Source organism: Bacillus sp. MT(2024) (genome assembly GCF_036362845.1).
GTDB classification, from domain to species: domain Bacteria; phylum Bacillota; class Bacilli; order Bacillales; family Bacillaceae; genus Bacillus; species Bacillus velezensis.
Window position 1 is genome coordinate 1,673,560 of the sequence record NZ_CP143632.1, and the last position, 21,858, is coordinate 1,695,417.

The window sequence follows — 21,858 nt, forward strand, 5'->3', positions numbered from 1 at the left end:
TTGAGTCCCTGAAAAGGAAGGAATGGAATGTATGAGAATTTTATTTATCGGAGATGTTGTCGGTTCCCCGGGCCGCGACATGGTAAAAGAATATGTCCCGAAACTGAAAGCGAAACATAAACCGCATTTTACAATTATTAACGGAGAAAATGCAGCACACGGAAAAGGACTGACGGAAAAGATCTACCACAGCCTTATGGAAGCGGGAGCAGATGCCATTACAATGGGAAACCATACGTGGGATAAAAGAGAGATCTTCGACTTTATTGATGATGTGCCGCATCTTGTCCGGCCGGCGAATTTCCCGGAAGGTACGCCGGGCAAAGGCATTACTTATATTAAATCGAACGGAAAAGAGCTTGCCGTCATTAATTTACAGGGACGGACGTTTCTTCCGCCGCTTGATGATCCGTTTGCTAAAGCGGATGAATTAATAGAAGAAGCGAAAAAGCGCACGCCGTACATTTTTATTGATTTTCACGCCGAAGCGACAAGCGAAAAAATTGCGATCGGCTGGTACACAGACGGAAGAGCCTCTGCCGTGGTAGGCACCCATACACACGTGCAAACGGCAGATAACCGCATTTTGCCGAAAGGAACGGCATATATTACTGATGTAGGCATGACGGGTCCGTACGACGGAATTCTCGGTATGGACAGAGAAACGGTCATCAAGCGGTTTAAAACCAATCTTCCCGTCCGGTTTACGGTGGCGGAAGGTAAAACTACGCTGAGCGGAGTGCTCATTGACATCGACGATCAAACGAAAAAGGCCGTAAATATCGAACGGATATTAATCAATGATGACCATATGTTCTTTGAATAGGTGATCATGTGTTTATTTTATAAAAATATTAAAAGGAAAAGCAGGAATATAGCAACTTCTTAGTGAATATAGTAGAAATGGAAGGTAGCCCGCTATTTTTGAAAAGCATTGTGGGGATGGCTTTTTGGATAGCAACATCTAATAATGATTGTTCTAATGAACACTCACTTATCCATTGTAAAACTAAGGGGGAGCAGAAATGGAAATCTTAAAAGTTTCAGCAAAATCAAGTCCAAATTCAGTAGCAGGCGCGCTTGCCGGCGTATTGAGGGAACGCGGAGCCGCCGAAATTCAAGCAATTGGGGCGGGTGCCTTAAACCAGGCTGTTAAAGCGGTTGCGATTGCCAGAGGCTTTGTCGCGCCAAGCGGCGTAGATTTGATTTGTATTCCGGCTTTTACAGATATACAGATTGACGGAGAAGAAAGAACGGCGATTAAGTTAATCGTCGAACCCCGTTAAAAACAAAAACATGACATTCTCAACCTGCTTGCGTAAGGCGAGCAGGTTGTTTTTATTGCTGTCATATTTTCTCACAATATTATATTAATAGTACGAAGAGATGATAAATGGCTTTATTCATATAATATTCAAAAAAAATCCCGCCCATTTTTCCGGACGGAAGCAGTTGTTTTCTTGGAGTGGACACTGGTATTTACCTCCTTTTTAACTCATGTTACAATCCAGTTATTACAGTGTTTTTTCGAGGAGGAGTGTACATGTTGGGAGGAAAGATGAAAGCTATCGTCAAAAATGAAAACGCTTTCGGAGCAACACTGAAAGAAATTCCCATACCTTCCATTAATGAGAATGAAGTTCTCATTAAAGTACAGGCCGCATCTATATGCGGGACAGATGTGCATATTTATAATTGGGATCAATGGGCGCAGAAACGAATCAAAACACCTCAAGTATTCGGACATGAATTCAGCGGTATCGTAGCGGAAACAGGCAAGCACGTCACAAATGTCAAAATAGGTGACTACGTTTCGGCTGAAACCCACTTCGTCTGCGGTACTTGTGTCCCGTGTTTAACAGGAAAACATCATGTGTGCACCCATACAAAGATACTCGGCGTAGATACAGCCGGCTCCTTCGCTGAATATGTCAAAGTGCCGGCCCGAAATGTTTGGAAAAACCCCGCTGATATGGACCCCGCCGTCGCCTCTGTTCAGGAGCCGCTTGGCAACGCGGTGCATACGGTGCTGGAAAGCAGCCGGCTTGCGGGCGGTTCCGCTGCAATTATCGGCTGCGGACCGATCGGGCTGATGGCGGTGGCGGTGGCTAAAGCGGCCGGTGCATCCCGTATTGCGGCCATTGATAAAAATGATTACAGGCTGGCTCTTGCGAAGAAATTGGGAGCTGCGATCACCATTTCAGCTGACGAGGAAGATCCGCTTGAGGTGATCGACACCTTAACAGGCGGAGAAGGGATCGACCTTGTCTGCGAAATGTCAGGCCACCCGGCAGCCATAACACAAGGATTAAAGATGGCGGCCAACGGGGGAAGGTTCCACATGCTGAGTCTGCCGGAACGTCCGGTGACGGTTGACCTGACAAATGACGTGGTGTTTAAAGGACTTACCGTCCAAGGCATCACAGGCAGAAAAATGTTTGAAACATGGCGGCAGGTATCGCACCTGCTTGAATCCGGCCTTGTTGATCTGACGCCGGTGATCACGCATCAGTTTCCGCTTGAAGACTTTGAAAAAGGGTTTGACCTGATGAGAAAGGGACAGTGCGGCAAAGTCATTTTGATTCCATAAGGGGAGGGTTCTATAATGAAAGAATTTGAATTTCTAAAAGCAGAGCTTGATAAAATGAAAGCAAATAAAACGTGGCAGCAAATGAAACAAATTGAAACGAAGCAGGGTCCGTCGGTGGAAGTCAAAGGGGAAAACGTGATACAGCTTTCATCGAACAATTATCTCGGTTTGACGTCGCATCCGAGACTTGTCGAAGCGGCCAAACGCGCCGCGGAAGAATTCGGAGCGGGTACGGGGTCCGTCCGTACAATCGCCGGAACATTCACAATGCACAATGAGCTGGAGAAAAAATTGGCAAACTTTAAAAAAACAGAAGCGGCACTTGTTTTTCAATCGGGGTTCACAACGAATCAGGGCGTCTTATCAAGCATTCTTACAAAAGAAGATATCGTGATCTCTGACGAACTGAACCATGCTTCCATTATTGACGGAATCAGGCTGACAAAAGCAGATAAAAAGGTGTACCGCCATGTTGATATGGACGATTTGGAAAGGGTGCTGAAAAAATCAATGAATTACCGCATGCGCCTGATCGTCACCGACGGCGTATTCTCAATGGACGGCAACATCGCTCCTTTGCCTGACATCGTCAAACTTGCAGAGGCGTACGATGCCTTTGTGATGGTCGACGACGCGCATGCTTCCGGCGTACTCGGAAAAAACGGAAGGGGAACGGTTAATCACTTCGGGCTTGACGGAAGAGTCCACATACAAGTGGGCACATTAAGCAAAGCCATCGGAGTGCTTGGCGGTTACGCCGCAGGGTCGCAGGTTCTGATCGATTACCTGCGCCATAAAGGGCGCCCCTTCTTATTCAGCACTTCTCATCCGCCTGCGGTAACGGCCGCATGCATAGAAGCCATTGACGTCCTGCTGGAAGAGCCGGAGCATATGGAAAAGCTATGGGAGAACACGGCGTATTTCAAAGACAAACTGGTTCAAATGGGGCTGACCCTCACAAAAAGCGAAACACCGATCGTGCCGATATTAATAGGGGAGGAAGAAAAAGCCCAGGCTTTATCAGACCTTTTATTGACCCGCGGCGTGTTTGCGCAAAGCATCGTGTACCCGACGGTCGCCCAAGGAAAAGCGAGAATCCGCACCATTATTACGGCGGAGCATACAAAAGAGGAGCTTGACCGGGCCCTGGAAGTAATCCGTTCAGCCGCAAAAGAGCTTCAGCTTGTGTAAGGGGGAAATGATTCCCTCTTTTTTATTTCTTATTGATTCTTATTCTCAATAAGGTGTACAATAATAGGCTGGCGGTTGTGCCAAACGCTTTTAACCAGTATACTTGAGGGTGGAAGTTTCGGTTGAAAGGAGACATTCGAACATGAATGAAAAGCAAAAGCAGGAAAGCGGACAAGTGAATCCGGCGGACAAAAAATCCGAAAAGGATTACAGCAAGTATTTTGAAGCCGTATATATTCCGCCTTCTTTAAAAGATGCGAAAAAACGGGGCAAAGAATCCGTTCAATATCATAACGATTTTAAAATCTCTGAAGAATTTAAAGGCCTCGGTGAAGGCAGGAAATTTTATATCCGCACGTACGGATGCCAAATGAACGAGCATGATACGGAAGTCATGGCGGGTATTTTTATGGCGCTCGGTTATGAAGCGACAAATTCGGTTGATGACGCGAACGTTATTTTATTAAACACTTGCGCCATCCGGGAAAACGCTGAAAACAAAGTGTTCGGAGAGCTCGGCCATTTAAAGGCGCTTAAAAAAAACAACCCGGACTTGATTCTCGGCGTCTGCGGCTGCATGTCACAGGAAGAATCAGTCGTAAACCGCATCCTTAAGAAGCACCCGTTTGTCGATATGATTTTCGGCACACACAACATTCACCGTCTGCCGGAACTGTTATCAGAGGCATATTTATCAAAAGAGATGGTCATTGAAGTGTGGTCGAAGGAAGGGGATGTCATTGAGAACCTTCCGAAAGTCCGCAACGGAAAAATTAAAGGCTGGGTCAACATTATGTACGGCTGCGACAAGTTCTGCACATACTGCATCGTACCGTATACCCGCGGAAAAGAACGAAGCCGCCGTCCTGAGGAAATTATCCAGGAAGTCAGAAGACTTGCAAGCGAAGGCTATAAAGAAATCACGCTGCTCGGTCAAAACGTGAATGCGTACGGAAAAGATTTTGAGGATATGACGTACGGTCTCGGTGATTTAATGGACGAACTGCGTAAAATTGATATTCCGAGAATCCGGTTCACGACGAGTCATCCGCGTGACTTTGATGATCATCTGATCGAAGTGCTCGCCAAAGGCGGCAACCTTTTAGACCATATCCATCTTCCGGTTCAATCAGGAAGCTCAGCGATGTTAAAAATGATGGCCCGTAAATATGACCGAGAACGCTATCTGGAGCTTGTCGGAAAAATTAAAGCGGCGATGCCGAACGCTTCACTGACGACCGATATTATTGTCGGTTTTCCGAATGAAACGGATGAACAATTTGAAGAAACGCTTTCGTTATATCGCGAAGTGGAATTTGACAGCGCATATACGTTTATTTACTCTCCTCGTGAAGGCACGCCGGCAGCGAAGATGAAAGACAATGTTCCGATGAGGGTCAAGAAAGAACGTCTTCAGCGCCTCAATGATTTGGTGAAAGAAATTTCAGCCAAAAAAATGAAGGAATATGAAGGCAGGACTGTCGAAGTATTAGTTGAGGGAGAAAGCAAAAATAACCCTGACATTCTTGCCGGCTATACGGAAAAAAGCAAGCTCGTCAACTTCAAAGGGCCGAAAGACGCCATCGGCAAGATTGTACGCGTCAAAATCGAACAGGCGAAAACATGGTCGCTTGACGGTGTGATGGCAGGAGAAGCAATCGAGGTGAAATAATAATGACGCTTTACTCAAAGAAAGACATTGTACAGCAGGCTAGGAACCTTGCGAAAATGATTTCTGAAACAGAAGAAGTTGATTTTTTCAAACGCGCTGAGGCGCAGATTAACGAAAATGAAAAAGTCTCTGCGATTATTAATCAGATTAAAACCCTGCAAAAGCAAGCCGTTAACCTGAAGCACTACGAAAAGCTTGAAGCGCTGAAACAAGTGGAAAGTAAAATTGACGCCCTGCAGGAAGAGCTTGAAGGGATTCCGATCATTCAGGAATTCAGAGATTCCCAGATTGAGGTCAATGACCTTCTTCAGCTTGTCGCACATACGATCTCAAATCAGGTGACAAACGAAATCATTACATCTACCGGAGGCAACCTGCTGACGGGAGAAACCGGTTCAAAAGTAAAACATTCGAATAACAGCTGTTCTATTTAAACACGGGGCCTTCATCGGCCCGTGTTTTTTTGCTGTTTGAGAACTAATTGTAATATGTACTAAATTTTCATTGTCTCAACGTTTTGTCCTATTTTTACTGGAAAGTTTTATCATACTTAAAAGTAAAGTTTCTGGGCAGGGCTGCATACAATGAAACAGAAACTTTGTATTTTTATATTTTTATTATAAAAATGCACATGAGACAAATGCCCAGCATAAGATAACACGAAGAAGAACAAGGAGGCCTGCCGGAATGTCTGAATACAGGGAAATTATTACGAAAGCGGTAGTTGCGAAAGGAAGAAAATTCACCCAATGCACCAACACGATCTCGCCTGGAGAAAAACCGTCAAGTATATTGGGCGGCTGGATTATCAACCACAAGTACGATGCCGAAAAGATCGGGAAGACTGTAGAAATTGAAGGGTATTATGATATAAACGTCTGGTACTCTTACGCCGATAATACAAAAACGGAAGTTGTAACCGAGAGAGTAAAGTATGTCGATGTGATTAAACTCAGATACAGAGACACAAATTACTTAGATGACGAACACGAAGTCATTGCCAAAGTGCTGCAGCAGCCGAATTGTCTTGAAGTCACCATTTCTCCTAACGGAAATAAAATCGTGGTTCAGGCAGAGAGAGAATTTTTAGCAGAAGTGGTCGGTGAAACGAAAGTCGTCGTCGAAGTCAATCCTGACTGGGAAGAAGACGATGATGATGATTGGGAAGACGATCTTGATGAAGAATTAGAGGACATTAACCCTGAATTTTTAGTCGGAGATCCTGAAGAATAAGTTGAGGCTAGGGGAGTTTAACACCCCAAGTCTCTTTTTTATATATAAAGATATCACTCTTTTGTTTATGTTATAATGGGATTCGGATAAGAGAAGATACATAGTGAGGGATTAAATGATGGCTAGTTACACGCCTATGATACAGCAATACTTGAAGATAAAGGCAGAGCACCAAGATGCCTTTTTATTTTTTCGGCTTGGTGACTTTTATGAAATGTTTTTTGAAGATGCAAAAAAAGCGTCGCAAGAGCTTGAAATTACACTGACAAGCAGAGACGGAGGTTCGGCTGATAAAATTCCGATGTGCGGCGTGCCGTATCATTCCGCGGCGGCTTATATTGAACAGCTGATTAAAAAGGGCTATAAAGTGGCGATCTGTGAGCAGACGGAAGATCCGAAGGCGGCTAAAGGCGTTGTAAAAAGAGAAGTCGTCCAGCTGATCACCCCGGGAACCGTGATGGATGGAAAAGGAATCCATGAGTCGGAAAACAACTTTATCGCTTCCGTTTCCGAATTTCGTAACGGATACGGTCTCGCTTTATCGGACTTAACGACCGGAGAAAACCTGGCCGTATTTATTGAGCGGATTGAAGATGTCATGTCAGAAATTTACTCAGTCGGCGCAAAGGAAATTGTCGTATCAAGCAAGTTTAACGAACATACAGCTGCTCAGCTGAAAGAACGGTGCAGCGCAACGATTTCCATCGAAGACGGGGAAATAACAGAACGCATTGAAATCGCAAAGCACTTGCCGGGCGAAGAGCTGACAGAGACGTTTATGCGTTTATATACGTATTTGCAGAAAACGCAAAAACGGAGCCTGGATCATCTGCAGCCGGTTCAAGTATATGAATTGGAAGAAGCGATGAAAATTGACCTGTATTCAAAACGGAATCTTGAGCTGACGGAAACGATCCGTTCGAAAAGCAAAAAAGGGTCATTGCTTTGGCTTTTAGACGAGACGAAAACAGCAATGGGCGGCCGGCTTCTCAAACAATGGATTGACCGCCCGCTGATCAGGGCATCCCAAATCGAAGAACGCCAGGAAATGGTCGAGACGCTGATCAATCATCTGTTTGAGCGTGAAGATCTGCGCGAGCGCCTGAAGGAAGTATACGATTTAGAACGTCTGGCGGGCCGGGTCGCATTCGGAAACGTCAACGCAAGGGATTTAATCCAGCTGAAAGAATCTTTAAAACAAGTGCCGAGCATTAAAGAGCTTGTAGGGTCTCTTAACCATAAAAAAGCAAAAGAACGCGCCGGCTTGATTGATCCGTGCGGAGATTTGCTTGACCTGTTAGAAGAAGCTCTCCATGAAAATCCGCCGTTATCGTTAAAAGAAGGCAACTTAATTAAAGACGGCTATCATCAGAAGCTCGATGAGTACCGTGACGCCAGCAAAAACGGTAAAGACTGGATTGCCAGACTGGAGCAGCAGGAACGCGCTTATACGGGCATCCGTTCATTAAAGGTCGGTTTCAATAAAGTGTTCGGCTATTATATTGAAGTCACAAAAGCAAACCTTCATCTGCTTGAGGACGGGCGGTATGAGCGGAAGCAGACCCTCACAAACGCCGAACGGTACATTACGCCGGAATTGAAGGAAAAAGAAGCGCTTATTTTAGAAGCGGAAAACAACATCTGCGAGCTGGAATATGAGCTTTTTGCCGGACTGCGTGAAAAGGTGAAACAATTTATTCCGCGTCTGCAGCGTCTTGCCAAACAAATGAGTGAGCTGGATGCGCTGCAATGCTTTGCTACGATCAGTGAAAACAGGCATTACACAAAGCCCGTCTTTTCTGATAATGAAGTAAAAGTCATTGAAGGGAGACACCCCGTCGTCGAAAAGGTGATGGACAGTCAAGAATACGTGCCGAACAACTGCCTGATGGGCGATTCGCGGGAAATACTCCTGATTACGGGTCCGAATATGTCAGGTAAAAGCACGTACATGAGACAGATCGCACTTCTATCGATCATGGCTCAGATCGGCTGTTTTGTGCCCGCAAAAGAAGCAGTTCTGCCGATTTTTGATCAAATCTTCACGAGAATCGGGGCGGCGGATGATTTGATTTCCGGACAAAGCACCTTTATGGTGGAAATGCTGGAAGCGAAAAACGCGATTGTGAACGCCACAAAAGACAGCCTGATCCTGTTTGATGAAATCGGCCGCGGGACATCAACGTACGACGGAATGGCGCTGGCACAGGCGATTATTGAATATGTTCATGATCATATCGGCGCTAAAACACTGTTCAGCACGCATTATCATGAGCTGACGGTGCTAGAAGATAAGCTTCCTCAGCTGAAAAACGTTCATGTGCGCGCAGAGGAATATAACGGAACGGTCGTGTTTCTCCATCAAATCAAAGAAGGAGCCGCAGATAAAAGTTACGGCATTCATGTCGCCCAGCTTGCGGAGCTCCCGGACGATCTGATCAGCCGCGCGCAGGAGATTTTGAAACAGCTTGAGCAGACGGGAGATAAACCGGAGCTTCCGGAGGCACCTGAGAAAAAGCCCGCCGTCAAAGAAGAACCGGCACAGCTGTCCTTTTTTGCTGACGGTGAAAAAGAACAGAAGACACCGGCTGTTTCTAATAAAGAAAAACAAGTGCTTGAAGCTTTTAAGTCAATCAATATTCTCGATATGACGCCGCTTGAGGCGATGAATGAAATGTACAAGCTGCAAAAAAAATTAAAATAGAAAGAGGTGACGGACTTGGCAAAAGTCATCCAGCTGTCAGATGAACTCTCAAATAAAATAGCGGCCGGTGAGGTGGTCGAACGGCCTGCCTCAGTCGTTAAAGAATTGGTGGAAAACGCCATCGACGCAAACAGCACAGTCATTGAAATCGACATAGAGGAAGCGGGGCTTTCGTCGATTCGGGTGCTCGATAACGGCGAAGGTATGGAAACCGATGATTGCAAGCGGGCTTTCCGCCGCCACGCGACCAGCAAAATCAAAGATGAAAACGACCTGTTCCGGGTGAGAACACTCGGTTTCCGCGGAGAAGCTTTGCCAAGTATCGCGTCTGTTTCTCATCTGGAAATCAAAACGAGCATCGGCGAGGGAGCGGGAACCCATCTCATTCTTCAGGGCGGGAATATCATTTCTGAACAGAAATCCTCCAGCAGAAAAGGAACGGAGATTATCGTTACCAACCTGTTTTTCAATACACCGGCCAGATTGAAATATATGAAAACCGTGCATACGGAGCTCGGCAATATTACGGATGTCGTCAACCGGATTGCTCTTGCGCATCCGGAAGTATCCATCCGTCTCCGCCATCAGGGGAAAAATCTGCTGCAGACAAACGGTAACGGGGACGTGCGCCATGTGCTGGCCGCAATTTACGGGACGGCGGTTGCGAAAAAAATGATACCGCTCCATGTCAGCTCGCTTGATTTTGAAGTCAAGGGCTACATTGCGCTTCCGGAAATCACGCGTGCATCCAGAAACTACATGTCATCTGTCATTAACGGAAGATACATTAAGAATTTCCCGCTTGTAAAAGCGGTGCATGAGGGCTATCACACACTTCTCCCGATCGGCCGCCATCCGATTACGTTTATCGAAATTACGATGGACCCGATTTTGGTCGATGTCAATGTCCATCCGTCGAAGCTTGAAGTCCGCCTCAGCAAAGAGACGGAGCTGCATGAGCTGATCCGTGACGGGATAAAGGAAGTGTTTCAAAAGCAACGGCTTATTCCGAGCGCCCAGCTACCGAAAAAATCAGCGCCGGCACCAGCCAAAAACGAACAGCAATTTATGACATTCGAGGAAAGCGCGCCTGAGCGGAAACTTCCTGAAAAAACGCCTGAGCCGTCTTACTCACCGATGAAGCTGAGTTCGGTCGTAAAAGAGCCTGAGCCGGTCATAGAAGAAGAGTCCCTGCCGGATGAAGCAGGTCACGGAGTGCCGCCGAAGATCGGCATGCCGGTAACGGAAGCGCCTGTTTCCGATATTCCGGAGCCTGAAGTGGAGGCTGACTCTGAAGAAATACGGGAAGAAAGAGTTCCGGTGATGTATCCGATCGGCCAAATGCACGGGACATATATTTTAGCCCAAAACGAAAACGGCTTGTATATCATTGACCAGCATGCGGCACAAGAACGGATTAAATACGAATATTTCCGGGAGAAAGTCGGGCAGGTCGAGCCTGAAGTGCAGGATATGATCGTGCCGCTCACCTTTCATTACGCGGCAAATGAAGCGCTGATCATTGACCAGCATCAGCATGAGCTTGAAAGCGTCGGAGTATTTTTAGAAGCATTCGGCACGAACAGCTACATCGTCCGCTGCCATCCTGCCTGGTTTCCAAAAGGGGAAGAAGCTGAACTGATTGAAGAAATCATTCAGCAGGTGCTTGATGCCAAACAGATCGATATTAAAAAACTGCGGGAGGAAGCGGCCATTATGATGAGCTGCAAAGGCTCAATCAAAGCGAACCGCCATTTGCGAAACGACGAAATCAAAGCGCTCTTGGACGACCTGCGCCGAACGACAGACCCGTTCACATGCCCGCACGGCCGGCCGATCATTATCCACCACAGTACGTATGAGATGGAGAAGATGTTTAAGCGTGTGATGTAGCAGGGTTCTGGGTGGGATGCACCCCTCGTGCCCACATTTTGCCCACTGATTTTAGCTGTTTAGGTATTTATCAAAACGTTAATGCTGTATATCTTTTCAAAAGCCGCGAAGGGATCAACAAGCCCATTTCCCGGTCGATGGCTTATAAGATTCTAAGGGCTGCCGCTGAGTATGTCGGTTTGGACAATATAGGCACACACGCTGAGGAAAACATTCGGGTACCATTTTACAAGCAAACAAAAGATGTTGCCATGCTGCAGGCGATTTTCAATCACTCGGACCAGCGGACAACCCTTCGATACATTGGAATCAATCAGGATGCCATGAACAACGCCATGAAGAAATTCAAGATATAAACAGGCTCATCTCATAAACTAGATGAGTCTTTTTTCTGCATATTTTTATTGATTCCCTTCAAAAAGCAAACGTGGAATTCATTTTAGGGATATCGCTTGAAAACAAGGGTGGCAAGGGCTGACGGAACTCGGCAGTTGCACAGTCTATAACATATGGGTAATCCGTGGATTTTGTGGATAAATGGAAAATTTGGGCGTTTTTCGTGATATTATTGTGTTACAGAAGGTGAGCGGCATGAATAGAGGCGCAACAGGTTCAGCGTTAGAAGAGAAAGGCATGGTTTGATAGAACGATACCAAGTAATGAAGGGGTGAGCGGGATGACTGCAGCAGAGCAAAAAGGAATGTACTAAAAAGATTTTGGCAGAAAGTTGGCACGATAACGGCACACCATTTTGTTTTAGATAAGGTATTATGGTAGTAGGTAATAAATCAAGGGAGCGGCACTGCTGATGAGCGGGGTCGCTTTTTGTTGAGGAGGGATAATAATGAGCAGCATTGGAACACCGTCAAAAGGTTTCGAAAACTTCGACGTAACTTGCAAGGGCTGCGGATCAAAGAACCGACACTGGGTTCGAAAATTGGATCGTATGTCGAATTTACCTACTACGAAGACATCTGATAACGATTAAAATACGGAGGTGTTCTCGTTGTATATACAAACTAAAGAAATGCCGAAGAATGAAAAAGATTTCTCTGCGGAAAAAATTCGATGTGATACGGATGAATAAACAGGAGGGGGAGTAGTTAACAAGCTGCTCCCCAGTTCAACTATAAACAAATTTCTATAAAATCTTCACATAGAGGTGTTTTGGTACAGATTCCTTTTTTAAAATCAAGCTTAGTAAACTCTGGATCAACATCTCTTATTTCAATCAATCTCTGGTTAGCTTCTTCAAGCACAGGATGAGAAGAAATATAATCATAGTATTCTGGATTCCCGGATCGTACTGAATAATCAACAGCTAATAAACCTACTCTTTGGAGATTAGATATTGATGAAGCTTGAGCTTTATAATCAACTTGATCTTTAAAATTCAAAATATGTTGTTGAATAACAACATAAGTACCTGCATCATTTTTAGACGCGTCAACTCTTATTGCTGGAAGTTGTTGAAATTGTTTAAAGTTTATCAAGATGGCTGCATCTAATGGCGATAACTGTTTGATTATCTCTACAAATGAAGGATGAACTTTGGAAAATTTTCTACTATCTATAGTAGAAGAAATAAGGTTGGCAAACATTTCTCGTAGTTGTTCTGAATCAATATAGAACTTTGAAGCTTCTATAGCAGGTCCTACTATATTGAGTTCTGGTTCTTTAAGAAACTCCTCAGGAATAACTTGAGTTTTATTTTGCACCTTATAAACATAGTCCTCAAAATTTTGCTTATGGCGAAATTCTTGTTTCCTAGACCATAGTGACACGTGATTGCCAATTCCTAATTTCCATAAATCCGTTAATGTGTCACCTACTGCCTGCGCTGGTTTGCCGGCAGCATTATCAATAAACTTTGGTAGAATACCCATTTTTTAATCCCCCCTTATACTAGTATAGGAGGAAAGTCTCGTGGAAACAATATACAATCATCCTTTTCTAACATCATGGTTTATTTTTCTTGCAGGATTTTGGCTGACAGTAGCTTTAGGGCAAGTCATAAAGAATAGCATTCTTCAGGGTGTTTTTTATGTTCTCTGTAAACTGCGTCCGGTAAATCTCAGGTTAGACTATTAGCGGTTAACGGCGGCTTGAGCGCGAGGGCAGTTTAGAAAGAATATATCAAGCGCTTTCCAATCGGGAGGGCGCTTTTTCTATTGGAGGGATTAACCATGTCTGAAGACAATTTATATGTTGATCAATTTAAAGCGTGGTGCACTGAGCAAGAGCTTCTTTTAAAACAGATTAATTATGACATTGAAATCAGTAAAAGGAAAATCGAATTGAACGAGAAACAAAAGCAGTTGCATCTGGAACGCGTGAATATAGGAATTCAGGAATTCAATAATTGGGCAAAAACTTCTAATCGTGACGAAAGACTGGAGTTACTGAAGGAAGATCAAACAGATGCTACTGAAACACTTTTTTGTGATGGTCAGGAATTCGCAACTATACATGGAAAGAATATGAAGGAGGATGAACAGACTTGAAAATTCCAGTTGTTAAAACGGATGTACCTCTTGATAGAAGAGCAAAAGAAAAAATGCGCATGGAAATTGAAAAGGCAATTAAAACAGGCATCGTAATTCTTGATGGAGGGTTAGACCTTGCAATAATTGAAGTTGAAGACTCCAATATTGTTAATGAAACGTTTATAGAAGCGAAGACTTTTTCTCCTGCTAAAGGCGAGACAGAAGCTGTTGAATATATTGGTGGGCCGATAATTGGCAGTTGTGTCTCGGAAGGAGTGCTAAATCACAAAGAACCAGAACCTTTAAAGACATCGAAAGCAACGCCTTTGCTACAGATTGAGCTTGATGACATTACTTCCGTTCCGCGTGTTTTATATAAAGGCGAAGAAATAAAGAATAAAGTCCGTGTAGATTTCTCTTATCTTACTGGGGATGAGTATGGGATCAAACCGATTTATATTGACATTGTTGCTCATAGAGAAGATGGATCAGTAAGACCAATTAGCCATAACCTAGGTGCAATAAGCATAAATGAAAAAAGGCTCAAGTGATGTTTTCTTTCTATTAAATCTTTGAGGAGGAATAACAATGAATATAAAGGTTACAAAGGATAAGGCATCATGCCTCTTAAACCTCTAAGGATATGCGCTGCCCGCGGGTGTTCCAGCCTCACCCGTAACCGGTACTGCGATACACACAAGACACAGCAACAAGAAGAAACAAAACATTACAACAAACATTCAAGAAACAAAACAATAACAAGTTTTTATAAATCAACTGAATGGAAACGAACAAGACAACTTGCTTTGATACGAGACAATTATCTCTGTCAGCATTGTTTGAAAGATCATTGCTTCACTCCGGCTGACATGGTGCATCATATTGTGGAAGTAAAGCAAGATTGGTCGAAACGATTGGACATAAAGAACCTTGAAAGCTTGTGTAATGCCTGTCATAACAAGGCTCACGGCAGTAAGGGCAAGTGACCCTCCCCCCTAACAAATCTCTGGAAGGGAAACGAACGGAGAACGGCGATCCCCCTTCTGCAAACAAACACCGCTTTTCAAAGTTCCGGAAACAGCAGAAAGCCCCCTCAGCAAATTTGCCGAGAGGGCTTGGTACGACTGGTTTTGTTGTTGATTTCATCGTATCACGATTGGTGAAAAAAACAAGTGAAAAATGCAATTTTTTTGACATGAAATGAGGTGAGAACATGCCGAGGCCTGCAAAATCCGCCACGCTTCAATTGATACAGGGCAACCCAAATAAAAAGAATACGGAAGAGCTGGCCGCCCGGGCTGAGCACGAGAAAAAGCTGAAAATGCGATCCGATAATATAAAACCGCCACCGTGGTTGGATAAAGTCGGAAAAAAAGAATTCAAACGAGTTGCTGCTTTATGCGATATAAACATTGTTTATGGACAGCATTTGGTTTGACAGCTCAGAATGCCGTGTTTGGTGTGATCGTCTATATCGTCAATTAATAGTGAAATAATGAAGAAACCCATTCCTGAAAATCTGAATGTTACTCGTGAAAAATCTCTTAAAGGGCTACATGATTATCATGAGTACCTGCTTTTACAAATTCACAGGGAGATGGGGGAAGAATTTAAATCAGAATGGAATTTGGTGAGCTGACAATCTAAAAGAGTCAAAGGGGACTAGTAATTAGCCCCCTTACATTTAGTTCTTCCTGCGGTTTTTTCTATTTTTGATCAAACTGAAAACCACTAAGAGAACTACACCGACAGCAACAATATAAAATGAAATTTCCGCTGCGGCGGTGTTAATATTCTTAAGGACAAGGATAAGCCCTATTAAAATTATAGGAATGATGTAAGTTAGAATTCTTATAGCTTTTGGGCTCGGTTCAGCGTTTCTTTTATTTTCCATAATTACCTCCCGTCTAAAGTTTAACACAGGTTAAATTTGATAATCACCAACAATAGTCCCGTTTAAAGAGGAAACATAAGAGTTTAAGTAATCCATCAAGCGGCGTACGTGCCGTTTGGTCCAGAAGATGCTTTACTCTAGCATAAAAGATTACTCAGGGGAGAATGCTCCGGCGTTCTAAGTTTTGGACTGTATTCTGGCAAAAGAAAGTGAAGAAACAACATCTTGTGTGTGAATTACGTCGTATCTTTCTAATTCGAATTGTGTGTTAATGCCAACTCATAAACATAACATTGAAATTCGGTGTAAGGAGCTAATGTATTCTGATATATTTTGAGGAAGCCGCCGTAGGGGTTTAGTTTAGCTTGAAGAAAAGGATTGAAATATACCATCCTTCATTTTCTGAATAAAATTACCTAAAGAATTCATCTAAATGAACATCCTGATTTCCTGATATATCAGCATAGCAATTTGTAAAAATGGCCCAGACTGGTGCTTTTGGCGGGAGCAGAAAGTTTTTTTAACTTTACCGGAAAATCCATGGAAAAACGTGGTGCCATCTGGTAAAGTGGTTACAGTCGGCTGGGCGGCGGCAGCAGTCTGCCCGGATCTTTTAAATGGGAATGGTGACAATGGATCATACATATGAAGTGCATCAAATCAAAACTTATCACCAGATGTGGTCCAACTATTGTTATATTATCGCAGACCGCTCAAAAAAATCTGCGATAGCGGTGGACCCGTCCTGGGAAATCGATAAAATAACCGATAAACTGCATGAATTGGATGTTGATTTATCAGCTATTTTATTAACACATTCGCATTATGACCATGTAAACTTGGCGGAGCCGCTTCAGCAAATCTATCATTCTGATATATACATATCGTCGGCAGAAATCGATTTCTATCAATTCCGGTGCAGAAACTTAATAGCGCTTGAAGACGGACAAACCTTTGCAGCCGGAGGGTTTATCATCAGAAGTATATTGACCCCGGGACATACGGCCGGGGGAATGTGCTATTTGCTATCTGATCACCTTTTTACCGGTGACACCGTGTTTACAGAAGGGTGCGGTATATGTGAGGACAGGGGCAGCTCAGCTGAAGATATGTTTCACAGTATACAGAGGATCAAAGCCTCTATTCCGCCGCATGTGCGTGTGTATCCGGGGCACTCCTTCGGGGAGAAGCCGGGTCAAAAAATGGAGAGTCTTTTGAAAAACAATATTTACTTTCAGATTGAAAAAAAAGAACATTTCGTGAATTTCCGCAACAGAAAAAATCAAAAAGGGCTGTTTCATTTTAAGTAGCGTATAATTTGGTTCTATATAACTAGTTTTTCTTTTGGGGTACGGAACTTCTGAAATGAAATGATAGTCATTGCTCGCTTTTTGGTGATGAATGGCTGAGTAACGGTAGTTTGCGGATAAAAGCGCCGGGCAGGCCGAATGGGACATTCTGCTTACGTCTGTTCCAAAAGCCCTGAGTCCGCCTTCTGGCAGGGAAAAATAGGCATTATTCAGGAGTTTGCATAGGATAAATTAACTTGACATGGTATTTTTGTGAAGTTACTATCAACTTGAACATGCTTCTTAACTGAATCCGAGAAAGGATGGCTGAGAAAATGATCACATACTTATTCCCCGGACAAGGTTCTCAAAAACAGGGAATGGGGAGCTCATTGTTTGATGAATTTAAAGACTTAACGGAGCAGGCTGATGAAACACTCGGATATTCCATGAAACGGCTTTGTCTTGAGAATCCGTATTCCAACCTTCACAAGACGCAGTTCACCCAGCCTGCTTTATATGTTGTAAACGCGTTAAGCTATTTGAAAAAAATCCAAGATAATGACATAAAGCCGGATTATGTGGCCGGCCACAGTTTGGGAGAATATAATGCGCTGTTTGCAGCAGGTGCTTTTGATTTTATTACCGGCCTTCAGCTTGTCCGTAAAAGAGGCGAATTAATGAGTATGGCCACTGACGGAAAAATGGCCGCCGTTATGGGGTTAACTGCAGCTCAAGTGTCAGACGCCCTTCAAACGAACGGATTACATACGATTGATATTGCCAATATGAATTCTCCTCACCAAGTTGTCATATCCGGACGCAAAGAAGACATTGAAAGAGCCAAAAGCGTATTCGAAGGATTAAAAGACGTTACGATGTTTCATCCGTTAAACGTCAGCGGCGCTTTTCACTCGAGATATATGAGCGAAGCAAAACAAGAGTTCGAAAAATTTTTACAGTCATTTCATTTTTCTGCTATATCAATTCCTGTCATTTCTAATGTGCATGCCAGACCTTATGAGCAAGACGGAATCCACTCCGTTCTGGCCGATCAGATCGACCACTCAGTGCGATGGAACGACAGCATCCGCTATCTGCTGGACAAAGGGCGGATGGAATTTGAAGAAGTCGGCCCGGGCCATGTGCTGACAGGACTTATTCACCGCATCAAAAAAGAAACTGAAGCTTCACCCGCCATGTAGCGGAACGCAAGTCAAAATTCTTATCTCACACAATAGTGCCAGCCATACAACATCACGACCACTTCACCTGCACACGACATCACGAAAAACGTACAAATCAATATTTTAAAAAAATAAAGAGCAAAAAGGAGAACAAATGAACCAGCCAATTGTTTTCATGTTTTCTGGACAGGGTTCCCAATACTATCAAATGGGGAAAGAGCTGTTTGCACATAACGCCGCTTTTCGGCAGAAAATGCTTGACTTGGACGATTTTGCAGTCAGCCGTTTCGGTTACTCTGTCCTGAAAGAGGTTTATCATACAGGCAATCGTCTGTCTGATCCATTTGACCGCCTTCTTTTCAGCCATCCTGCCATTTTTATGGCTGAGTACGCACTTGCATATGCTTTGGAGCAAAGAGGCATACGTCCCGATTATGTGATCGGAGCAAGCCTCGGAGAGTATGCAGCGGCCGCTGTGTCGGGTGTGCTGAGCGCCGAGGATGCTTTGGATTGCGTGCTGGAACAGGCCCGAATCATTACGGAAACTTGCCGTAACGGCAGCATGCTTGCGATACTGGGTGATCCGGCTTTATATCAAGATGATCCGCTGCTCGGCGAACATAGTGAATTGGCATCTGTAAACTATCATTCTCACTTTGTCATCTCGGGAGAGCGGGAACATATCAAAAAGATCATGGACGATCTGAGAGAGAAGCAGATTCCTCATCAGCTATTGCCGGTATCTTACGGGTTTCACTCAGCGCTGGTTGATCAGGCGGAACAGCCGTACAAGCGTTTTTTAGCTCAGAAATCAATCCGGACTCCGTTTATACCGTACATCTCCAGTGCGACCGGAGAGGCTGAGACCGATATACAAGCGGACTTTTTCTGGGATATTGTAAGAAAGCCGATTCGATTCCGCGAAGCGCTTCAATTCGCAGACAGCCGCCAAAAAGGATTGTATATCGATGCCGGGCCTTCCGGAACGTTGGCCGCATTTGCCAAACAGATTCTTCCCGCAGGATCGGCTGAACGCATCCGTGCCATTATGACGCCGTTTCATAAAGAACAAACCCATTTGCAGCAAATAGAAGACAGTATTTTATCACCGCCCGGAAGGAGACTGTAAGATGATCAGCTTTGTTTTTCCAGGCCAAGGCTCGCAAAAAATAGGGATGGGAGAGGACCTGTTCGGCCGCTATCCTGAATTAACCGCAAAGGCCGATCATATTCTCGGATATTCTATTCAGGAGCTGTGCCGGGACGGAGAACGTCTCAATCAGACTCAATTCACTCAGCCGGCGCTCTATGTCGTCAATGCCCTCAGTTATTTGAAAAAAACAGAAGAAACCGGCTTGAAACCGGATTTTACCGCCGGACACAGTTTAGGCGAATATAACGCGTTATACGCCTCGGGCGCCTTTGATTTTGAAGAAGGCTTACAGCTGGTCAGAAAAAGGGGCGAACTGATGAGCCGCGCCAAAGAAGGCGGCATGGCAGCGGTGATCGGCCTGACTCATGAGCAGGTGACGGACGTTTTAAAAGAGTATCACTTGCATATGATTGATATCGCCAACATGAACACACCGCAGCAAATTGTCATTTCCGGATATAAAGAAGATATTGAAAAAGCCGCATCCGTTTTTGAAGCCGTAAACGGCGTGAAAATGGTTCACCGCTTAAATGTCAGCGGCGCCTTTCATTCCAGATATATGATGGAAGCGAAGGAGGAATTTTCACGGTTTATTGAAACTTTCCATTTTAAGCCGCTGTCCATCCCGGTCATTTCAAATGTGACGGCAAGACCATATGAGCAGACCGAGCTGAAAGAGACACTCACCGGACAAATAACGGGATCGGTGAACTGGACAGACAGTATCCGTTTCTTAATGGGAAGAAAGAACATGAGTTTTGAGGAAATCGGTCCCGGAAAAGTGCTGACAGGGCTGATTCAAAGAATTACGGCTGAAGCGGAGCCGATAACAGATGAAATCAAAGTCCCGGCTGAGGCTGGAAAAAGTTCAATTACGGCGGCGTCTTTAGGAAATGAAGAGTTTAAGCGCGATTATCAATTGAAATACGCCTACTTGGCCGGCGGCATGTACCGCGGAATTTCTTCGAAGGAAATGGTCGTCAAACTGGCCGAAAAAGGAATGATGGGCTTTTTCGGAACGGGCGGTTTGAACATCGCGCACGTTGAGGACGCCATTTTGTCAATTCAGCATGAGCTTCGTGACGGCGGTTCCTTCGGTATTAATGTTGTACATAACATGAAGCATACAGATTCAGAAGAAAAAATGATTGATCTTTTACTGAAGCATAGGGTTCAGAACTTGGAAGCATCAGCATTTTTAACGGTTACTCCCGCTTTAGTAAGGTTTCGCGCTAAGGGGTTAAAACGCGGTGCCGGCGGACAAATAATAGCGCGTCAGCGGATTATCGCCAAGCTGTCCCGTCCGGAAGTAGCGGAAGCATTTCTCAGCCCGGCGCCTGATCACATTCTGCAGAAACTTGCAGCCGAAAACAAAATTACCGCTGAAGAAGCAAGTCTGATGAGAGAAATACCCGTTGCGCATGACATCTGCGTAGAGGCTGATTCAGGCGGCCACACTGACGGCGGAGTTGCTTACAGTCTCATGCCGGCGATCATCCGTTTACGAGATGACATGATGAAAAAATACCGATACGGCAAAACCGTCCGCATCGGAGCCGCAGGGGGAATCGGGACGCCCGAGGCTGCCATGGCCGCATTTATGCTCGGCGCTGATTTTATTGTGACCGGATCCATTAACCAATGCACCGTTGAAGCAGCGACGAGCGGCCTTGTAAAGGATCTCCTGCAGCAGATGAATGTACAGGACACGGCCTACGCGCCGGCCGGCGATATGTTTGAATCAGGCAGCAAGGTGCAGGTATTAAAGAAAGGGCTGTTCTTTCCGACCCGGGCCTCTAAGCTGCATGAACTGTATCAGCGTCACCGCTCAATTGAAGAAATTGATGAAAAGACACTCAGACAAATAGAAGAGAAGTATTTTAAGGCAAGTGTAAGCAGTATTTATGACAAAGTGAAGGCTCATTATTCGAATGAAGACATTTCAAAAGCCGAACGGAATCCGAAACAGAAAATGGCGCTCATATTCAAATGGTATTTCAGGCAAAGCTCTGCTTCGGCGATTAAAGGAGACCCGGATGCCAAGGTAGACTTCCAGATTCATTGCGGCCCGGCATTAGGCGCCTTTAATCAATGGGTGAAAGGTACGGAGCTGGAGTCCTGGAAAAACCGCCATGCCGATGGTATCGGCCTTCGTCTTATGGAAGAGACGGCCTCGCTTTTGAATCAGAAGTTAGGCTCATTTCTGCAAACGTGTTGACAAGACGAAATGATAGATTGAAAACATGGAATATTCATAAAAGATGAAACAGGGAGGAACTGACAATGAGTGAAGAAAGAATCTTTGAATTGCTGCAGAACACAATCTACGAGGTTTTGCCTGATTTAGAAGGCGAACAGCTTTCACAGGAAGACCGGTTAGTTGATCTGGGGGCGGACTCAGTGGACCGCGCCGAAATTATCACGATGATGCTTGAAGAATTATCACTGCAGATCCCGCGTGTTGAGCTGACGGGAGTGTCAAACATCGGCGAATTGGCGGCAAAGCTTTATGAAAAGGTACAGGCTGTCTGATAAAACGGTGAAAAAATCGGAAACTCAAAATTCA

General features: G+C 44.6%; 19 protein-coding genes and 2 pseudogenes. 19 read left to right on the top strand and 2 right to left on the bottom strand.

Annotated elements, in window-relative coordinates:
* Window positions 1-31 precede the first annotated feature (31 nt).
* The 10 genes and pseudogenes from VP472_RS08440 to VP472_RS08485 form a co-directional block, all read left to right on the top strand.
* The gene (locus VP472_RS08440; protein WP_003154137.1) at window positions 32-826 is read left to right on the top strand and encodes a TIGR00282 family metallophosphoesterase; all 795 of its coding nucleotides are present in this window, start codon (window positions 32-34) and stop codon (window positions 824-826) included.
* 199 nt (window positions 827-1,025) lie between these two features.
* The gene (gene spoVS / locus VP472_RS08445; RefSeq protein ID WP_003154135.1) at window positions 1,026-1,286 is read left to right on the top strand and encodes a stage V sporulation protein SpoVS; all 261 of its coding nucleotides are present in this window, start codon (window positions 1,026-1,028) and stop codon (window positions 1,284-1,286) included.
* Between the two features lie 257 nt (window positions 1,287-1,543).
* Entirely contained in the window at window positions 1,544-2,590 is a 1,047-nt protein-coding gene (gene tdh / locus VP472_RS08450) for an L-threonine 3-dehydrogenase (RefSeq protein ID WP_043867101.1), read from the top strand.
* 12 nt (window positions 2,591-2,602) lie between these two features.
* The gene (locus VP472_RS08455; protein WP_146276798.1) at window positions 2,603-3,781 is read left to right on the top strand and encodes a glycine C-acetyltransferase; all 1,179 of its coding nucleotides are present in this window, start codon (window positions 2,603-2,605) and stop codon (window positions 3,779-3,781) included.
* Window positions 3,782-3,923: 142 nt separating this feature from the next.
* Window positions 3,924-5,453, top strand: a complete 1,530-nt coding sequence (gene miaB / locus VP472_RS08460; RefSeq protein WP_003154116.1) for a tRNA (N6-isopentenyl adenosine(37)-C2)-methylthiotransferase MiaB — start codon at window positions 3,924-3,926, stop codon at window positions 5,451-5,453.
* A 2-nt stretch (window positions 5,454-5,455) separates the two neighbouring features.
* Window positions 5,456-5,887, top strand: a complete 432-nt coding sequence (locus VP472_RS08465) for a regulatory iron-sulfur-containing complex subunit RicA (RefSeq protein ID WP_003154113.1) — start codon at window positions 5,456-5,458, stop codon at window positions 5,885-5,887.
* Between the two features lie 253 nt (window positions 5,888-6,140).
* Entirely contained in the window at window positions 6,141-6,686 is a 546-nt protein-coding gene (gene cotE / locus VP472_RS08470) for an outer spore coat protein CotE (protein WP_003154111.1), read from the top strand.
* Between the two features lie 118 nt (window positions 6,687-6,804).
* Window positions 6,805-9,390, top strand: a complete 2,586-nt coding sequence (gene mutS, locus VP472_RS08475; protein ID WP_146277468.1) for a DNA mismatch repair protein MutS — start codon at window positions 6,805-6,807, stop codon at window positions 9,388-9,390.
* Between the two features lie 15 nt (window positions 9,391-9,405).
* Window positions 9,406-11,283 carry a DNA mismatch repair endonuclease MutL gene (mutL, locus tag VP472_RS08480; protein ID WP_070081846.1) on the top strand — a complete coding sequence of 626 codons (1,878 nt, stop codon included), beginning with the start codon at window positions 9,406-9,408 and terminating at the stop codon, window positions 11,281-11,283.
* 89 nt (window positions 11,284-11,372) lie between these two features.
* Window positions 11,373-11,639 (top strand): annotated as a pseudogene (locus tag VP472_RS08485) (tyrosine-type recombinase/integrase); the annotation flags it as partial.
* A 771-nt stretch (window positions 11,640-12,410) separates the two neighbouring features.
* Here VP472_RS08485 and VP472_RS08490 read toward each other — a convergent pair.
* The gene (locus VP472_RS08490; protein ID WP_077722214.1) at window positions 12,411-13,169 is read right to left on the bottom strand and encodes a DUF4393 domain-containing protein; all 759 of its coding nucleotides are present in this window, start codon (window positions 13,167-13,169) and stop codon (window positions 12,411-12,413) included.
* Window positions 13,170-13,469: 300 nt separating this feature from the next.
* Between VP472_RS08490 and VP472_RS08495 the strand changes: the two genes are divergently transcribed.
* The 4 genes and pseudogenes from VP472_RS08495 to VP472_RS08510 all read left to right on the top strand — a co-directional run.
* Window positions 13,470-13,787, top strand: a complete 318-nt coding sequence (locus tag VP472_RS08495; protein ID WP_077722215.1) for a hypothetical protein — start codon at window positions 13,470-13,472, stop codon at window positions 13,785-13,787.
* Window positions 13,784-14,320 carry a hypothetical protein gene (locus VP472_RS08500; protein ID WP_225979752.1) on the top strand — a complete coding sequence of 179 codons (537 nt, stop codon included), beginning with the start codon at window positions 13,784-13,786 and terminating at the stop codon, window positions 14,318-14,320. Before VP472_RS08495 ends, VP472_RS08500 begins: the two co-directional genes overlap by 4 nt.
* A 69-nt stretch (window positions 14,321-14,389) precedes the next feature.
* A complete protein-coding gene (locus tag VP472_RS08505; RefSeq protein ID WP_146276800.1) occupies window positions 14,390-14,755 on the top strand; it encodes an HNH endonuclease in 366 nt (121 codons plus the stop codon).
* A gap of 227 nt (window positions 14,756-14,982) precedes the next feature.
* Window positions 14,983-15,168: pseudogene (locus tag VP472_RS08510) on the top strand (phage terminase small subunit P27 family); the annotation flags it as partial.
* A gap of 285 nt (window positions 15,169-15,453) precedes the next feature.
* On the opposite strand, the gene VP472_RS08515 reads toward VP472_RS08510, so the two are convergent.
* Window positions 15,454-15,663, bottom strand: coding sequence for a hypothetical protein (locus VP472_RS08515; RefSeq protein WP_077722217.1), 210 nt, complete (start codon window positions 15,661-15,663; stop codon window positions 15,454-15,456).
* Window positions 15,664-16,295: 632 nt separating this feature from the next.
* Here VP472_RS08515 and VP472_RS08520 point away from each other — a divergent pair.
* The 5 genes from VP472_RS08520 (at window position 16,296) to VP472_RS08540 (ending at window position 21,824) form a co-directional block, all read left to right on the top strand.
* Window positions 16,296-16,973 carry an MBL fold metallo-hydrolase gene (locus VP472_RS08520; RefSeq protein ID WP_041482114.1) on the top strand — a complete coding sequence of 226 codons (678 nt, stop codon included), beginning with the start codon at window positions 16,296-16,298 and terminating at the stop codon, window positions 16,971-16,973.
* A gap of 314 nt (window positions 16,974-17,287) precedes the next feature.
* A complete protein-coding gene (gene fabD / locus VP472_RS08525) occupies window positions 17,288-18,157 on the top strand; it encodes an ACP S-malonyltransferase (RefSeq protein ID WP_146276802.1) in 870 nt (289 codons plus the stop codon).
* Between the two features lie 136 nt (window positions 18,158-18,293).
* A complete protein-coding gene (locus VP472_RS08530; RefSeq protein ID WP_003154101.1) occupies window positions 18,294-19,268 on the top strand; it encodes an acyltransferase domain-containing protein in 975 nt (324 codons plus the stop codon).
* A 1-nt stretch (window position 19,269) separates the two neighbouring features.
* Window positions 19,270-21,510, top strand: coding sequence for an ACP S-malonyltransferase (gene fabD / locus VP472_RS08535; RefSeq protein WP_146276804.1), 2,241 nt, complete (start codon window positions 19,270-19,272; stop codon window positions 21,508-21,510).
* Window positions 21,511-21,575: 65 nt separating this feature from the next.
* Window positions 21,576-21,824, top strand: coding sequence for an acyl carrier protein (locus VP472_RS08540; protein ID WP_017417810.1), 249 nt, complete (start codon window positions 21,576-21,578; stop codon window positions 21,822-21,824).
* Window positions 21,825-21,858 lie beyond the last annotated feature (34 nt).

Coding starts and splice junctions, on each gene's coding strand:
- VP472_RS08440 (WP_003154137.1), top strand. CDS start 32: ATGAGAATTTTATTTATCGGAGATGTTGTCGGTTCCCCGGGCCGCGAC.
- spoVS (WP_003154135.1), top strand. CDS start 1,026: ATGGAAATCTTAAAAGTTTCAGCAAAATCAAGTCCAAATTCAGTAGCA.
- tdh (WP_043867101.1), top strand. CDS start 1,544: ATGTTGGGAGGAAAGATGAAAGCTATCGTCAAAAATGAAAACGCTTTC.
- miaB (WP_003154116.1), top strand. CDS start 3,924: ATGAATGAAAAGCAAAAGCAGGAAAGCGGACAAGTGAATCCGGCGGAC.
- VP472_RS08465 (WP_003154113.1), top strand. CDS start 5,456: ATGACGCTTTACTCAAAGAAAGACATTGTACAGCAGGCTAGGAACCTT.
- cotE (WP_003154111.1), top strand. CDS start 6,141: ATGTCTGAATACAGGGAAATTATTACGAAAGCGGTAGTTGCGAAAGGA.
- mutS (WP_146277468.1), top strand. CDS start 6,805: ATGGCTAGTTACACGCCTATGATACAGCAATACTTGAAGATAAAGGCA.
- VP472_RS08490 (WP_077722214.1), bottom strand. CDS start 13,169: ATGGGTATTCTACCAAAGTTTATTGATAATGCTGCCGGCAAACCAGCG.
- VP472_RS08495 (WP_077722215.1), top strand. CDS start 13,470: ATGTCTGAAGACAATTTATATGTTGATCAATTTAAAGCGTGGTGCACT.
- VP472_RS08505 (WP_146276800.1), top strand. CDS start 14,390: ATGCCTCTTAAACCTCTAAGGATATGCGCTGCCCGCGGGTGTTCCAGC.
- VP472_RS08515 (WP_077722217.1), bottom strand. CDS start 15,663: ATGGAAAATAAAAGAAACGCTGAACCGAGCCCAAAAGCTATAAGAATT.
- VP472_RS08520 (WP_041482114.1), top strand. CDS start 16,296: ATGGATCATACATATGAAGTGCATCAAATCAAAACTTATCACCAGATG.
- fabD (WP_146276802.1), top strand. CDS start 17,288: ATGATCACATACTTATTCCCCGGACAAGGTTCTCAAAAACAGGGAATG.
- VP472_RS08530 (WP_003154101.1), top strand. CDS start 18,294: ATGAACCAGCCAATTGTTTTCATGTTTTCTGGACAGGGTTCCCAATAC.
- fabD (WP_146276804.1), top strand. CDS start 19,270: ATGATCAGCTTTGTTTTTCCAGGCCAAGGCTCGCAAAAAATAGGGATG.
- VP472_RS08540 (WP_017417810.1), top strand. CDS start 21,576: ATGAGTGAAGAAAGAATCTTTGAATTGCTGCAGAACACAATCTACGAG.